This window comes from Ruegeria sp. AI2 (genome assembly GCF_056541275.1).
This window is the reverse complement of the sequence record NZ_JBQFYB010000003.1, coordinates 241,648-256,208: the sequence shown is the minus strand read 5'-3', so window position 1 is coordinate 256,208 and position 14,561 is coordinate 241,648. Positions and strand designations below refer to the sequence as shown.

General features: G+C 61.2%; 18 protein-coding genes. 7 read left to right on the top strand and 11 right to left on the bottom strand.

All coding sequences use genetic code 11. The annotated features are described in order from the left end of the window. Positions 1-21: 21 nt before the first annotated feature. Genes ACR0LL_RS10130 through ACR0LL_RS10120 form a run of 3 tightly spaced genes read left to right on the top strand, consistent with a single transcriptional unit; the run spans position 22 to position 1,325 of the window. Positions 22-450, top strand: a complete 429-nt coding sequence (locus ACR0LL_RS10130) for a YeeE/YedE family protein (RefSeq protein ID WP_267366620.1) — start codon at positions 22-24, stop codon at positions 448-450. Continuing rightward, a complete protein-coding gene (locus tag ACR0LL_RS10125; protein WP_267366618.1) occupies positions 450-884 on the top strand; it encodes a DUF6691 family protein in 435 nt (144 codons plus the stop codon). Before ACR0LL_RS10130 ends, ACR0LL_RS10125 begins: the two co-directional genes overlap by 1 nt. Positions 885-893: 9 nt before the next feature. Further along, complete coding sequence (locus ACR0LL_RS10120; protein ID WP_480586317.1) at positions 894-1,325, top strand: protein tyrosine phosphatase family protein; 432 nt, start codon at positions 894-896, stop codon at positions 1,323-1,325. 12 nt (positions 1,326-1,337) lie between these two features. Here the strand turns inward: ACR0LL_RS10120 and ACR0LL_RS10115 are convergent, their stop codons facing one another. From ACR0LL_RS10115 to ACR0LL_RS10095, 5 genes are all read right to left on the bottom strand, one after another. After that, entirely contained in the window at positions 1,338-2,426 is a 1,089-nt protein-coding gene (locus ACR0LL_RS10115; protein ID WP_480586314.1) for a FliM/FliN family flagellar motor C-terminal domain-containing protein, read from the bottom strand. A 78-nt stretch (positions 2,427-2,504) separates the two neighbouring features. Beyond that, positions 2,505-5,183, bottom strand: a complete 2,679-nt coding sequence (locus ACR0LL_RS10110; protein WP_209505764.1) for a sensor histidine kinase — start codon at positions 5,181-5,183, stop codon at positions 2,505-2,507. Further along, the gene (locus ACR0LL_RS10105; protein WP_480495074.1) at positions 5,183-5,491 is read right to left on the bottom strand and encodes a hypothetical protein; all 309 of its coding nucleotides are present in this window, start codon (positions 5,489-5,491) and stop codon (positions 5,183-5,185) included. Before ACR0LL_RS10105 ends, ACR0LL_RS10110 begins: the two co-directional genes overlap by 1 nt. Continuing rightward, complete coding sequence (locus tag ACR0LL_RS10100) at positions 5,488-5,868, bottom strand: response regulator transcription factor (protein WP_480586310.1); 381 nt, start codon at positions 5,866-5,868, stop codon at positions 5,488-5,490. The genes ACR0LL_RS10105 and ACR0LL_RS10100 overlap by 4 nt, the downstream gene beginning before the upstream one ends. Before the next feature lie 77 nt (positions 5,869-5,945). Beyond that, complete coding sequence (locus ACR0LL_RS10095) at positions 5,946-7,238, bottom strand: helix-turn-helix domain-containing protein (protein ID WP_480586307.1); 1,293 nt, start codon at positions 7,236-7,238, stop codon at positions 5,946-5,948. 209 nt (positions 7,239-7,447) lie between these two features. On the opposite strand from ACR0LL_RS10095, the gene ACR0LL_RS10090 reads away from it, so the two are divergent. The 4 genes from ACR0LL_RS10090 to aat all read left to right on the top strand — a co-directional run bounded on the left by ACR0LL_RS10090 (position 7,448) and on the right by aat (position 10,679). Next, entirely contained in the window at positions 7,448-7,984 is a 537-nt protein-coding gene (locus ACR0LL_RS10090) for a LuxR C-terminal-related transcriptional regulator (protein WP_209505755.1), read from the top strand. Between the two features lie 151 nt (positions 7,985-8,135). Then, positions 8,136-8,630: an acetyl-CoA carboxylase biotin carboxyl carrier protein gene (gene accB / locus ACR0LL_RS10085; protein WP_267364694.1), complete on the top strand. Its 495-nt coding sequence runs from the start codon at positions 8,136-8,138 to the stop codon at positions 8,628-8,630. 9 nt (positions 8,631-8,639) lie between these two features. Beyond that, positions 8,640-9,989: an acetyl-CoA carboxylase biotin carboxylase subunit gene (accC, locus tag ACR0LL_RS10080; RefSeq protein ID WP_480586303.1), complete on the top strand. Its 1,350-nt coding sequence runs from the start codon at positions 8,640-8,642 to the stop codon at positions 9,987-9,989. 48 nt (positions 9,990-10,037) lie between these two features. Next, positions 10,038-10,679 carry a leucyl/phenylalanyl-tRNA--protein transferase gene (gene aat, locus ACR0LL_RS10075; protein ID WP_480586300.1) on the top strand — a complete coding sequence of 214 codons (642 nt, stop codon included), beginning with the start codon at positions 10,038-10,040 and terminating at the stop codon, positions 10,677-10,679. Here aat and ACR0LL_RS10070 read toward each other — a convergent pair. The 6 genes from ACR0LL_RS10070 to ACR0LL_RS10045 all read right to left on the bottom strand — a co-directional run bounded on the left by ACR0LL_RS10070 (position 10,625) and on the right by ACR0LL_RS10045 (position 14,506). After that, entirely contained in the window at positions 10,625-10,993 is a 369-nt protein-coding gene (locus ACR0LL_RS10070) for a DUF2155 domain-containing protein (protein ID WP_480488407.1), read from the bottom strand. The two genes, aat and ACR0LL_RS10070, sit on opposite strands and share 55 nt — an antisense overlap. Next, positions 10,990-11,442 (bottom strand): outer membrane lipid asymmetry maintenance protein MlaD, encoded by a 453-nt coding sequence (mlaD, locus tag ACR0LL_RS10065; RefSeq protein ID WP_267364689.1) that lies wholly within the window; start codon positions 11,440-11,442, stop codon positions 10,990-10,992. Before mlaD ends, ACR0LL_RS10070 begins: the two co-directional genes overlap by 4 nt. Positions 11,443-11,453: 11 nt before the next feature. Further along, entirely contained in the window at positions 11,454-11,837 is a 384-nt protein-coding gene (locus ACR0LL_RS10060) for an NADH:ubiquinone oxidoreductase subunit NDUFA12 (RefSeq protein ID WP_267364687.1), read from the bottom strand. A gap of 80 nt (positions 11,838-11,917) precedes the next feature. Beyond that, a complete protein-coding gene (locus ACR0LL_RS10055; RefSeq protein WP_480586297.1) occupies positions 11,918-12,274 on the bottom strand; it encodes a RidA family protein in 357 nt (118 codons plus the stop codon). Positions 12,275-12,472: 198 nt separating this feature from the next. Continuing rightward, complete coding sequence (gene clpX, locus ACR0LL_RS10050) at positions 12,473-13,741, bottom strand: ATP-dependent Clp protease ATP-binding subunit ClpX (RefSeq protein WP_209505741.1); 1,269 nt, start codon at positions 13,739-13,741, stop codon at positions 12,473-12,475. Positions 13,742-13,873: 132 nt separating this feature from the next. Continuing rightward, positions 13,874-14,506, bottom strand: a complete 633-nt coding sequence (locus tag ACR0LL_RS10045; RefSeq protein WP_209505739.1) for an ATP-dependent Clp protease proteolytic subunit — start codon at positions 14,504-14,506, stop codon at positions 13,874-13,876. Between the last annotated feature and the right edge of the window lie 55 nt (positions 14,507-14,561).

Here is a 14,561-nt window from a genome sequence, read left to right as displayed (position 1 = left end):
AATCACAAAGGGAAATCCCACATGAATATAGAATGGATCTGGGGGCTGTGCGGCGGTCTGGTGATCGGTCTGGCCGGGGCGGTTTACCTGCTGGGCAATGGCCGGATCATGGGCGCAAGCGGCATTCTGGGCGGCCTTGTCGATGGCAGCGCCAAGGGGAGCATGGCCGAAAAGCTGGCCTTTATTGCGGGGCTTGTCGGAATGCCCCTTCTTCTGCGCCCGTTGATCCTGCCCGAGGCCCAGACGCATCTTACCAGCAATCTGGGCGTTGTCATTCTGGCCGGGCTGCTGGTCGGTATCGGTACACGGATCGCCAATGGCTGCACCTCGGGGCACGGGGTGTGCGGGATCTCTCGGTTCTCGCTGCGCGGCATCGTGGCCACCGTTTTCTATATCCTTGCCGGGGGCGTCACCCTTGTGCTGCTGCGTCATGTGTTGGGAGTGATCTGATGCGCCTTTTCATTTCATTGATCGCCGGATCGCTGTTCGGCGCCGGGTTGCTGATTTCAGGCATGACAGACACCACAAAAGTTCAGGGCTGGCTGGATGTGTTTGGCAACTGGGATCCGACGCTGGCCTTTGTGATGGCCGGTGCCATCCTGCCGATGCTTGTGGCGTGGCGGATGACAACCGGACGGCAAAACGCCCTGACCGGCGGAGCCTTTCCACCCCCTGCAAAGCCCGAGGTTGATCGCAGGCTGATCGTGGGTTCGGTTCTGTTCGGGATGGGCTGGGGACTGGCCGGGCTGTGCCCCGGACCGGCAATGGCCTCGCTGAGCTATGGCGGGCTGGGCGGGCTGGTCTTTCTGGTTGCAATGGCGGCTGGGATGTTCGTGGCACCACCGCTGGGCGCGCAACTGGACAGGGCGGCAAACGCGGCCTAAGGAATTGGCATGGAGATTCGTCAGATTACCCCCCGCTATGCTGTCTCGCCGCAGATCACGGTCGAGGATGTTCCGGCCATCGCCGAGGCTGGCTTTGCCAAAGTGATCTGCAACCGGCCCAATGCCGAAGTTCCCCCGGCCATGCAATCCGACGCGATCGGCGAAGCGGTGCGGGCCGCCGGTATGGAATATGAGGTGCTGGAGCTGACCCACCAGACGATGACGCCTGAGAACGTGAAGCGGCAGCGCGACATGGCGGAAAACGGCAGTGGTCCTGTTCTGGCCTATTGCGCCTCGGGCACGCGGTGTTCGGTGGTTTGGGCGTTGGGCCAATGCGACCACATGAGCACGGACGACATCCTGAATGCGACCGGCAAAGCCGGGTATCAGCTGGACAATCTGCGCCCCATGCTGGACCAGATCCGCGGCACTGGCGGCTAAGTGCCCCTCAACCTAGCTGGTGGACTCCGGGGGTGCCAACCCTGCCAGCTGCGTGATTTCAGCGACCATTCGTTCGGAATCGTTCACGATCAGATCGCTATCTGTCAGATCTGACACCCCGGCCGGGACGGTCTGGGCGTGCGCATCATGCTCAGCTGGTTCGACCAGATAATCCTGCGGTGGTGTTCCACTTTTGCTGGCGATGAAGTCCTGCGCGTCAGCGCCGGTCAGGGCCGGCAATGCAGCGGCTTCATTCAGCCGCACGGCCCGCAGGCCGCCGCATTGGCCAAGGCGACCGATACCGGCGCGTGTCCGGTCAATCGTCAGAACCTCGGTCCGGTCCAGACGCGCCCCGCGCAACGGCAGAATGTCCCCGATCCGCATTCCGGACAGGTCGGACAGCGGCAGCGACATGCGGCACAGCGCGGCGGTCAGTTCCGCCCGCATCACGCCTGAACACTGATCCATGCGCAGATCAGCCTTTTCCCCGGCATCTTCGGCCACGTCCGGGACGGCAGGATGTTCCGGCAGAAAGACCGAGATGCGGCCCTGCTGCTCTCCGTTCGCCAGATCGACGGTCAGTTCGAAAATGCGGTACGCCTCTTCCGTCATCGCCAGTGACAGGGTGCGCAAATCCTTGGCGCGCGAGGTAAATTCCAGCCCTGCAAGGCAAATCTGATCGCTTGAGGCGTCGAACAAAGCGGCGGAACCGGTCAACGCGGCTTCGATCAAGGGGGCCACGATGGCAGCGTCGGTATCCGTGAACGTGCGTGTGCCGGGATCACCGGACAGGACCTGACCAATGGTCTGGGCCTGAACAATGGCCGAGACCACATTCGGGTTGAGACAGGCTGCGGCGCGGCCTTCGGGGCCGTCAAACACCAGCAGCAGCCAATCCTGCCCCGCCGCGTCCCCCGGCACCTCCTGCGACTGGTTGGATTGCTTTGCCCCGATAACCGCCAGCGGCAGGTTCAGCCGGTCGCCCGCAGCCCGTGCGAACCCAAGGCGCAACGCCCGCAGAACCGAGCGTGGGCGATCCCCCAGATCCTTTTGCCCAACGGACAGTTTGCGCGCCAACGCGGCATTGACATCTTGTGACATGACGCCCGATCACCAATTGTTCCAGCACCTGGCAACCGGTTTACACCCTCGGGCGTTACCAAGTCCTTTATGGCCGCGTCACTGCGCCGCCTGCTGATAGGCCTGTGGCAGGCTGATCCGGAAGGCCGCGCCGCCCTGCCCCGGCAGATAGGTGATCTCACCCCCCAGCCGCTGCATGATTTCGCGGCAGATGGCCAGACCAAGCCCCGCTCCACCAGCCTTGTCGCCGCCCACGCGGGCAAACTTTTCAAACACCATCGAACGCGCACCCGGTGGGATGCCGCTGCCATTGTCGATGAAGTCGACGATGACCCGCCCGCCGACATCATGGGCGGAAATGACCAGTACCGGATCGTCCGCATCGCAATATTTCTGCGCGTTCGAGATCAGGTTGATGAACACCTGCCCCAACCGATCCAGATCCGTATGCAGGAAAATACGCTCGGCCGTGCGGGTCCGGCGGACAGTGATCTTTCGGTCCGCCCCGGCCAGAGCGCTGGGCACGGCGCGGTCCAGAACCGAGCGCAGGCTGTCATCGCTGAGATTGAGGCTGACCTGCCCGTTTTCAAGCACGCTCAGATCCAGCAGATCATCGAGCAGCCGGGTCAGGCGCAGGGCTTCGTCATGAATGATCGCGGCATAGCGGGTCTGCTCCTGGCGACTGAGGCCATCGGTGTCGCGCATGATTTCCGAAAACGCCCGGATCGAGGTCATCGGCGTGCGCAATTCATGACTGACCTGGCTCAGGAAGCTGTCCTTCTGTTCGGAAATCTGGGTGAGCTTGGCGTTAGCCTCGCGCAATTGCCGAGCGGTTCGGCTGAGTTCGGAGGACTTTTCCTCGAGCTGGCCGGAGTATTCCAGCAGTTGCGCGGATTCGTCTGCCACGGCCAGCAGATCCTCGACTGAGACCGACGATCCGCCCACGATCTGGCCGATCATCGCGTGGGCCATGGCCGCACCGACCGAGCCGCTGAGCTCGCGTTCCAGACGGTTGAGAAATCCCGGCGTCGGTTCCGGCAGGTGCGAACGGCCACCCTGTTTTTGCGCCTCGGCCTGAAAGAACTCCTGCGTGGGGCCGGTGCCCAGAATGCGCTGCGTCATGATCATCAGGTCTTCGCTTTGCGCCACCGACCCGGACCACCCGCGCGGCGCGACCGAGTGATCAAAGACGTTGACGAACTGTGCCCCCTGCAACCGTTCCAAGGGGCTGGGAAAGCTGAGCAGGGACGCGACGCAGAAGGCAAGCGTGTTCAGGGACAAAGACCACATCACCGTATGCACCATCGGATCGATCCCCTCGATCCCGAAGAGGGCATGAGGGCGCAGCCAGCCGAGGCCGAACAAGCCGTTTTGCAGCACGGATTCGGGCATCCACGCGCCGCCCATCCCCGGCAGCAGCAGTGTGTAAATCCACAGCACAAAGCCAACGGTCAGCCCGACCAGCGCCCCGGTCCGGGTCGCCCTGCGCCAGAACAGCCCCCCAACCAGCGCCGGCAGAATCTGCGAGATACCGGCAAAGGCGATCAACCCGATCGAGGCCAGCGCCGCGCCACCCCCGGACAGCCGGTAGTAGAAAAAGCCCAGCGCGATGATGGCGGCAATGGAAACTCGGCGTGCCATCAGGACAATGTTGCGCACATCGCCCGACACCGAGCCGGTGCCTTCCTGCGTGTTCAGCCAGATGGGCATGACCACATGGTTTGACACCATCGTCGACAGGGCCATCGCACTGACGATGACCATCGAGGTTGCCGAGGAAAACCCACCGATGAAAGACAGCATTGCCAGCCAGTCATTGCCCTGGGACAGCGGCACGGTCAGCACGAACAGGTCGGGGTTGGCGCCCTGGGGCAGCAGGTCGAGACCGACCACGGCGATGGGCACGACAAACAGGCTCATGAACAGCAGGTAGAGCGGGAAGGCCCAGGCAGCGGTTCTGAGATGGCCCTCGTCATCGTTTTCCACCACCATCACCTGAAACATCCGGGGCAGGCAGATAAAGGCGGCGGCGGACAGAAAGATGAACGTCGTCCAGCGCCCGGCATCGACGTTCCACTGGCCGATTTCCGAGGCGTCGATCCGGTCCATCATCGGGCCAATTCCACCCGCGATCCCCCATACCACGAAAACGCCCACGGCGATCAGAGCAAACAGTTTGACAACGGCCTCGACCGCGATGGCCGTGACCACGCCATGGTGACGTTCGTTCACGTCCAGATTGCGGGTGCCGAACAGGATGGCAAACACGGCCAGTCCAGCCGCGACCCAGAACACGCTGGACCCTTCGCGGTAGAGGCCTGACGGGTCAGCCTCGGCAAAGATCGAGAATGACAGGGTAATGGATTGCAGTTGCAGTGCGATATAGGGCGTGCCGCCCAGCACCGCCAGAATGGTCACGCAGACCGCCAACGTGTTCGACTTGCCATACCGGGACGACAACAGGTCGGCGATCGAGGTGACCCGCTGGCTGCGCCCGACGCGCACCAGCTTGCGTAAACCCCACCACCAGCCGACCATCACCAGCGTCGGACCGAGGTAGATGGTGACAAATTCCAGCCCCGACCGCGCGGCGTTGCCCACCGCGCCATAAAATGTCCAGGCGGTGCAATAGATCGACAGGGACAGCGTGTAGATCACGGGTGAACGCAACCATTTGCCGCGCCCGGCCGCAGCCATGCGATCCGCGGCGAAGGCCACTGCGAACAGGAACACGACATAGGCAAGGCAAACCAGAATCAGAACGTTTATGGTGGCCATCACTCAGCGCCCGTGTCCGATCCCTCGCGCGCGGCCATGCGGCGGGCGGCCAGCCCAAAGACAAACCCGGCCAGGATCAGCGCGCCCCAGCAGAGGAATATGTAATACATCGCCGAAGACAAGGGCACCGCCGCATCCCCGCCAGACGGGTCCGGCCACAGCAAAGGAAGCGCCAGCAGCGCCGCGCCCAGAAAGGGCAAAATCCGGGCGGCATCCGTCAACCTGTGACGGCGATAGCTTTGACGTTCCAGAAAAAGCGAGGGGCGTGCGCCCGGTGGTTTGGTCTTGTTGCCCTCGCCGGACATCATATGCGCGTCGCCTGCGCGTGAAGATCACGCACCGCTGTCAGAACTTCGGCATTGGAAAACGGTTTGGTCATGAAGCGGCTGACGCCTGCGTTTTCGGCCATTTCCCGGTCGCGCGACTGACCCCGTGCGGTCAGCATCAGAACCGGCAAGCCTGCCAGTTCCTCCATTTTTCTGAGTTCCCGCAGGATATCCATACCGTTCTTGCCCGGCAGCATGACATCCAGAATGACCAGATCGGGTCGCGCCCCCTGGATCACCTGAACCGCATCCGTTCCATCGCCATGCGTTTCGACCTGCCATCCCTCGCGCGACAGCAGGAACCGGATAGCCTCGGCGATGTTCGGTTCGTCCTCAATCAGCAGAACCTTTCGGCTCATATGTTCAGTTCCTCCCATAACCGGTCTTCCATCCCGAGACCGGTTCCCGCCAGATTAAGCGGTCTGTCATGAACGTGTCAAAAACCTTCGCTCAAAATCGACGGCTCGCGCCGGGCCTTGCAATCGCGGTTTGGGCAGACACGGCAATTTGGCCCGACCTGAGTGACCGGCACCCCGTCTGACGGGTCCCTGACCGGGCGCACCACCATGACCGAGCGATAAGCCGGGTCCTGATCGTATCCCGACACCGCATGCGGCCAGGCATAAGCGACGCAGTCGAACACGGCCGAGGACCTTCCGGTCAGGACGACCTGCTTGCGCACAGGCACCAGCGGACGGCTGAGGGCCGTAAACAGCGGCCAGAGCGGGCAGACATCTCCGTGTCGGGGCAAGGTAAACCCCTGAATCGGCTTGAGAAACAGGATGCTTCCAGACGCATCGCACAGCACCATGCCGACCGGTTGTGACAGGATGCCATCTGGCAGAAAGGCCAGGCGCCTGAGGACGGTGGCAAAATCAACCGAGAACCGCTGCGCCAGTTCGATGGGGTTCGGATCACCCTGCTGAACAACCGCTTTGACGGCCTCCAGCGGCAGCGCCTGTGCGTCTGCGCGATAGATCCTGAGAACTTCGCGCGCGACGGTGCGCGCCGCCGAGGTATTGAGCCCGCTCAGGTCAACCGCGTCCACATCACCCCCGTCTTCCAGTTCGGAAATCGTGTAGGCGCGGGCTTCAAAGAAGGCTTCGACCTCTTCCAGGGGAACGGCACGCGGATCAACCGCCGAGTCGCTTTCGTCGAGGAAGGTCACCAGCGCCTTGGAACTGCCTGCCAGCCGTTCGGCATCCTGATGCAGGTTCTTGTGGAAACGCTCGCGCCATTCGGCCTCGATATCTTGGGTATCCGCAAGGATCGCGGCGGTCGAGCGTATGGCGGCGGCGGTTGACAGAACCTCGTGCATCGACGCGGCCAGTTGCGGGTCGTGCGTAAGGCGGTCGGACAGGGTTTCGACGTTCCGCTCCAAAGACACGACACGGCGATGCATTTGCGCCAGAACACCGGCCCAGCCGGGAAAGCGCCCGGCGAACTCCTCGAGCCCGTCAACCTCGGCCTTCTGCCCGACCGCTTCCTCGGCCGCCTCGCGCAGGGCGGAAACCAGAGTTGCCTCGATCCCCTGTGTCAGGACCGAAGGTTCAACGCCCAGCGCCGCCGCGATATCGACCAGCAATTTGCCCCCGATCCTGCGGCGATTGTGTTCGATCAGGTTCAGATAAGACGCCGATACTCCGGCCTGCCGCGCCAGTTCCGCCTGCCGCAGCCCGGCAATCTGCCGTCTTTCGCGAATGCGACTGCCTGTCAACGTGTCGCGCATGCTTACTTTCCCTGAATTCAGACCCGTCGAATTTAACGCTCGCTTTCAGATTATAGCATCTGTTTCCATAGGTTAATCATTTCTTTTCAAATGAAATTTACAACTTTCACAAACTGGCGCAGACCACAGCATCGGGTTCGGGCGTCAATCTGGCGCAAGACATCGCATCCCCCCTTCATTTTCGCGCGCTTTCCCGGCACCATACACGCATGAGCGACCCCGCCTTTGAATACGCGCCGATCGGGCTTGTTGAGCTGGAAAACCGGATCATCCGGCGCTGCAACCTGCAATTTGCCCGCACCTTTGGCGGAGAAGAAAACGACTATCGCAACATGCCGCTGTTGCACCTTTACCCTTCGGTCGCGGATTGGGAGAGGATCGGCGAACGCAGCCTGCAGGTGATGCGCGGCACCGGGTATTACACGGATGAGCGCGTCATGCGCCGCCGTAGCGGGGATCTGTTCTGGTGCCGCGCCCGGGGCCGGTCGCTGACGCCCGACGACCCGTTCCGCCACGGTATCTGGAGCTTTTCCGACATATCCGAGGAACGACCGCTGGTTGAACTGACCATCCGTGAACGCGAAGTGGCCATCCTGTCCTGCCGCGGCCTGTCGGCCAAGGAAATAGGAGCAGAGCTGGGCCTGAGTTACCGCACAATCGAGGCTTACCGCGCCCGTTTGCTTGAAAAATTCGGCGCACGAAAGCTGTCTGAACTGGTCGCCAAATTATCGGGGATGCCCCTGTGACGCGTCCGACCCCTTAAATTACGAGTGAAACGCATGCCAGATGGTGCGAGTCGGCGCTTTTCATGCACCGCCGCTTAGCCTATAACCCTGCGTAATTTGATCAGAGCCCGCAAGGAACAGACGGGCCAAAGGGGAACCGTCGAGGATACTCATGACAGACACCAAACACGAAGCGGATGTGGCATTCATCAAGGCTCTGGCCGAGTTGCTGCGCGAAAACGATCTGACCGAGTTGCAGGTCAAACGCGAATACGGCGAAGAAGACAGCCTGAACGTGCGCGTCAGCCGTATGACACAGACCGTGGCCGCTCCGGTTCAGATGGCTGTTCCTGCGGCAGCGCCCGCCCCTGCTGCGGCACCGGCTGCGGCCCCCGCGGCGGCCCCTGCTGCTGCCGAGGATCCGGCCAGCCATCCGGGCGCTGTCACCTCGCCCATGGTGGGCACGGTCTATATGCAGCCGGAACCCGGCGCGCCCGCGTTCATTTCCGTCGGCGCGACAGTGTCTGAAGGCGACACGCTGCTGATCGTCGAAGCGATGAAGACCATGAACCACATCCACGCCCCCAAATCGGGCACCGTCAAGCGCGTGCTGGTGGGCGATGGCGACGCTGTTGAGTTCGGCACCCCTCTGGTCATCATCGAGTAAGGCGGGCCCATGTTCGACAAGATCCTGATTGCCAACCGAGGCGAGATCGCCCTGCGCGTCATCCGCGCCGCGCGCGAGATGGGGATAAAAACGGTTGCCGTCCATTCCACCGCCGACAGCGACGCGATGCATGTGCGCATGGCGGACGAATCGGTCTGCATCGGCCCCCCGCCCAGCCCGCAAAGCTATCTGTCGGTGCCCGCGATCATTTCGGCCTGTGAGATCACCGGCGCGCAGGCGATCCATCCCGGCTATGGCTTTTTGTCCGAAAACGCCGAGTTCGTGCAGATCGTCGAAGATCATGGCATCACGTTCATCGGCCCCACCGCGGAACATATCCGCGTCATGGGCGACAAGATCACCGCCAAGGACACGATGAAGGCGCTGGGTGTGCCTTGCGTTCCCGGTTCGGACGGTGGCGTTCCCACGCTGGCCGACGCCAAGCGCATCGGTGAGGAATTCGGCTATCCCGTCATCATCAAGGCCACGGCTGGCGGCGGTGGGCGCGGCATGAAAGTCGCGATGAACGCGAACGAGATGGAAAGCGCCTTCATGACCGCACGCGCCGAAGGCAAGGCCGCCTTTGGCAATGACGAGGTCTATATCGAGAAATATCTGACCACGCCGCGCCATATCGAGATTCAGGTCTTTGGCGACGGCAAGGGCAATGCGGTGCATCTGGGCGAGCGCGATTGTTCGTTGCAGCGCCGTCACCAGAAGGTCTTTGAAGAGGCCCCCGGCCCCTGCATTACCGCCGAAGAGCGCGCCCGGATCGGCAAGATCTGCGCCGACGCTGTGGCCAAGATCAACTATATCGGCGCTGGCACCATCGAGTTCCTGTATGAAAAGGGCGAGTTCTATTTCATCGAGATGAACACCCGCCTTCAGGTGGAACACCCGGTCACCGAAGGGATCTTTGGCGTCGATCTGGTGCGCGAACAAATCCTTGTCGCAGCGGGTGAACCGATGTCATTCGGTCAGGACGATCTGAAGATCAACGGCCACGCCATCGAGGTTCGGATCAACGCGGAGAAGCTGCCGAACTTTTCGCCCTGCCCCGGCAAGATCACGGCCTATCACGCGCCGGGCGGCCTGGGCGTGCGGATGGACTCGGCACTTTATGACGGCTATTCGATCCCGCCCTATTACGACTCGCTGATTGGCAAGCTGATCGTGCAGGGCCGCGACCGGGCCGAGGCGCTGGCGCGTCTGCAACGCGCGTTGGGCGAGTTGATCGTCGACGGCATCGACACCACCGTGCCCCTGTTCCACGCCCTGTTGCAGGAGCCCGATCTGCACAGCGGCGAGTACAACATCCACTGGCTGGAGCGCTGGCTTGCGGAGAACATGGATAAATAAGGGCCAAGTGCCAGAGGGCCCGCGCCCTCTGGTCGCCCTATCACCGGCATGAGCCTGACCCCCGAACTGCTGCTGCACGGGTATTCCATCGGTATCTTCCCGATGGCCGAACACCGCGACGATCCTGAACTGTTCTGGGTTGATCCCAAGTTTCGCGGGATATTTCCGCTGGACGGGTTCCACATCTCGCGCAGTCTGGCCCGCCGCATCCGGAACTGCGGGTTCGGGATTTCAATCAACCGGGATTTTTCTGGCGTTGTTGATGGGTGCGCTGACCGGTCCGACACCTGGATCAACGCGGAACTGCACGCCCTTTATCGCCAGCTGCACCAGTCCGGTCATGCGCATTCTCTGGAAGTCTGGGACGGAGCGGCACTGGTGGGCGGCGTTTATGGCGTGACGCTGGGGGCCGCGTTCTTTGGCGAAAGCATGTTTTCGCGCCGCACGGATGCCTCGAAAATCGCGCTCGCCTATCTTGTGGACCGGCTGCGGCAAACCTGCTTTCACCTGTTTGACACGCAGTTCCTGACCGCGCATCTGGCGTCCCTTGGGGCGATCGAAATCCCGCGTGGTGCCTACAAGCAAGAACTGGAAGAAGCCCTGAACCAGAGCGCTGACTTTGCCGCGCCGATCACTCAGTCCGCAGAAGGCGTGATACAACGGATGACCCAAACGTCATACCGCGCGTGATCCAGCGCATTCAGCGCCGGAGAGGTCGCAATCATCCAGCCGTCAAACAGCTGATCCGCTTTGCCCGTTTCCCAAATGGTCAGATAGGCGAAGGCATCGCCTGTCGGGTTATCCACCGGATACCGGCAATCCCCCAGCGCCACATCCAGCCCGAAAACAGCTTCGGTCTGACCTGTCTGCAATTCGATATCAACCGTCTGGCCACTGACTTTGTCGAGCCCCCGCAGCATGGCGCCGGGGCCAGAATTGACTTTCTGCTGCGCGGCGGCGCCGGTTCCAGCCAACAACAGGGCAATCAGGGCGGCGCGCATCATTCGCTGCCATCTCCGGCTACGAACTTGACCAGCAGCGAGATCAGGCTGACCGCACCCTGGGTATCCTGAATCTCATCGCCAGGTTCAAAAAAGAAGGGTGAACCGCCGGGCATGACTTCGACAAAGTTTCCACCCAACAGCCCTTCGGACGAGATCACGATGGCGCTGTCATCGGGCACAAGCACGCCTTCGGCAACAGAGAAAGTCGTGTCGGCACGATAGGTATCCGGGTTCAGTTTGACCCCGGTAACGGTGCCGATTTTCACCCCGGCAAGACGGACATCCGTGCCAACGCCGACCCCTTCCAGCGACCGGAACGAGGCGCCCAGCTCATAGCCCGCAGCACCTTGCGACAGGCCGGTTGATTGGCTGGCATAAACGCCAAACGCGATGGCACCGGCCAAAACGACGCCTCCGACAAGAACTTCGGTCCAGTTATGGGTCGACATCTTCGCCTCGTTTATTCCGGGCTCCAGGCCTCGTAATCCCTGCGCTCAACCGGCTTGGCCCGCCGCAGCGACCCGGCAGGCGCATAGGCCAGCGCCGTACCTGTCAGGTTCTCCTGATGCGGTTTTTCCCAGGCTTTGTGCGGCAGTGGTTTGTCGGTCGGGGGTTCGTCCCAGGTGCGGTGCAACCAGCCGTGCCATTCGGGGTCAACCCGGCTGGCTTCGGCCTCGCCATTGAAAATCACCCAGCGCCTGCTGTCGTCGGCGGTGCGATAAAACACATTGCCTTCATTGTCTTCGCCCACTTTCACACCCTTGCGCGCCGTATAAAGCTGCGTGTTCAGTGTTGACCCGTTCCACCAGGTCACGGCTCGTAAAAGACTGTTCAGGATTCCCATCGGCTGCCTCCGGCATTTCGGTCGAGAGAAGGTATGGACCAAAGGCTCGCCAAGGTCCAGTGCCCCTTGGGCTTCCAGTGTCACTGCGGCAGGATGGCGGTCACTTCGATCTCGATCCGGTACTTCGGATCAATCAAACCGCATTCGATCATCGTCGCAGCCGGTGGATTGGCGCCAAACGTCTCGGCCAGAACCGGCCAGCACGGCGCGAACTCATTGCGGTCCGGCAACATGTAGGTGACCCGAACCACATCTTCAAAACCCGCGCCCGCCTCAGCCAGTGCCTTGCCGATGACATCCAGCGCAGACCGGCATTGCGCCACCACGTCGTCGCCCTGCCCGACGGTCCCGGCGACATGAACCCAGCCGCCCGCAACCACCGCACGGCAATAGCCGACTTTCGCCTCAAACTCACCGCCCGAAGAAATGCGCTTCACTGTCGTAACCCGTCACCTTTGTTGTTCGAAAGCTTGCTTAAGCTCCCGCTGCCTGATTGCGCATGCCTTCGCGTGCGAGCGACGGATCCCCAGCTTCATCTGGCTATAAATATCCCGGGGGAGATGCCCGAAGGGCAGCGGGGGCAGAGCCCCCTGAACCTGTTCAACTAAAGTCCCGCCGCCGCGAAATGACCGGCCTCAACCCGCCGAGGCCGATTCCTTGGCCGCATCGGCATAGATGAACAGCGGCTGCGCGTCGGACATCACCGCCTCTTCGTTCACCACAACTTCGCTGACATTTTTCATGCCCGGCAGTTCGAACATGGTGTCCAGCAGGATATCCTCGAGAATTGACCGCAGGCCGCGCGCACCGGTTTTGCGCTCGATGGCTTTCTTGGCAATCGCCTTCAGCGCGTCATCGGTAAAGCCCAACTCAACATCTTCCAACTCGAACAGGCGCTGGTATTGCTTGACCAGGGCGTTCTTCGGCTTGGTCAGGATGGTGACCAGTGCTTCCTCGTCCAAATCCTCCAGCGTTGCCAGAACCGGCAGACGACCGACGAATTCGGGGATCAGGCCAAATTTCAGCAGATCTTCAGGTTCCAGATCCTTGAATATCTCGCCCACGCCGCGCTCGTCATTGTCACGCACATCGGCGCCAAAACCCATGGCCGAGCCCTTGCCGCGTTGCGCAATGATCCGGTCCAGACCCGCAAAAGCGCCGCCACAGATGAACAGGATGTTCGTGGTGTCCACCTGCAGGAATTCCTGCTGCGGGTGTTTGCGGCCGCCCTGCGGCGGAACGCTGGCCACGGTGCCTTCCATCAGTTTCAGCAGCGCTTGCTGTACACCTTCACCGGACACGTCGCGCGTGATCGACGGGTTCTCGGATTTGCGGGTGATCTTGTCGACCTCGTCGATATAGACGATGCCGCGCTGCGCGCGTTCGACATTGTATTCGCTGGCCTGCAACAGCTTGAGAATGATGTTTTCAACATCCTCGCCCACGTAACCGGCTTCCGTCAGCGTTGTGGCATCGGCCATGGTAAAGGGAACATCCAGTATCCGGGCCAGCGTTTGCGCAAGCAATGTCTTGCCACAGCCGGTGGGGCCGATCAGCAGGATATTGGATTTCGCCAGTTCTATATCATTGCCCGCTTTCTGGGCGTGGTTCAGACGTTTGTAGTGGTTGTGGACCGCGACCGACAGGACGCGTTTTGCGGTGGCTTGACCGATCACATAATCGTCCAGCACCTCGCAGATATCCTTGGGCGTCGGAACGCCGTCCGAAGACTTCAGCCCGCTGGCCTTGGTCTCTTCGCGGATGATATCCATGCAGAGTTCGACACATTCATCACAGATGAAAACGGTCGGGCCTGCGATCAGCTTGCGCACCTCATGCTGGCTTTTGCCGCAGAAGCTGCAGTAGAGCGTGTTTTTCCCGTCACCGCCTGAATTCGTCGCCATGATCTACCTTTCGGGCCTCATCCCAGCACCCCCGGCGGGGATGCGTTTTCGCCTGTTCGTGCAGCTTAGGCCAGCGCTTTGGCCGCTACAATCTCAAAATGGTTCCTGCACCGGTGGTGCAGGCTCCGAAACTCAGACCTCATCCGCGTCCATTTTTGCGCGATTTTCCACGATCTCGTCGATGTGGCCCCATTCCTTGGCCTCTTCCGGGCTCATGAAATTGTCACGGTCCAGCGCTTTTTCAACTGCCTTTTTTGTCTGACCGGTATGACGCACATAGATGTCATAAAGGCGATCCTTGAGTTTTTGCGTCTCGGCCGCGTGGATCATGATATCGCTGGCCTGACCCTGATATCCGCCGCTGGGCTGGTGCACCATGATCCGGCTGTTGGGCAGCGAAAAGCGCATCCCTTTCTCGCCACCGGCCAGCAGAACCGATCCCATCGAGGCCGCCTGACCGATCACCAACGTAGAACATTTCGGCTTGATATACTGCATTGTATCGTAAATCGACAAACCGCTGGTCACCACGCCACCGGGCGAGTTGATGTAGATCGAGATTTCCTTGTTGGGGTTTTCCGCCTCAAGGTGCAGCAGCTGCGCCACGACCAGATGGCTCATGCCATCGTGAATCGGGCCGTTGATGAAGATGATCCGCTCTTTCAGCAGGCGGGAGAAAATATCATACGCGCGCTCGCCCCGGCTGGTCTGTTCAACGACCATGGGAACAAGCGTATTCATGTAGGTATCTACGGGATCGAACATTCGCAACCTGCCTGTTTTACTGTGGATCGGGACATTATCCCAACAAGTGTTACCT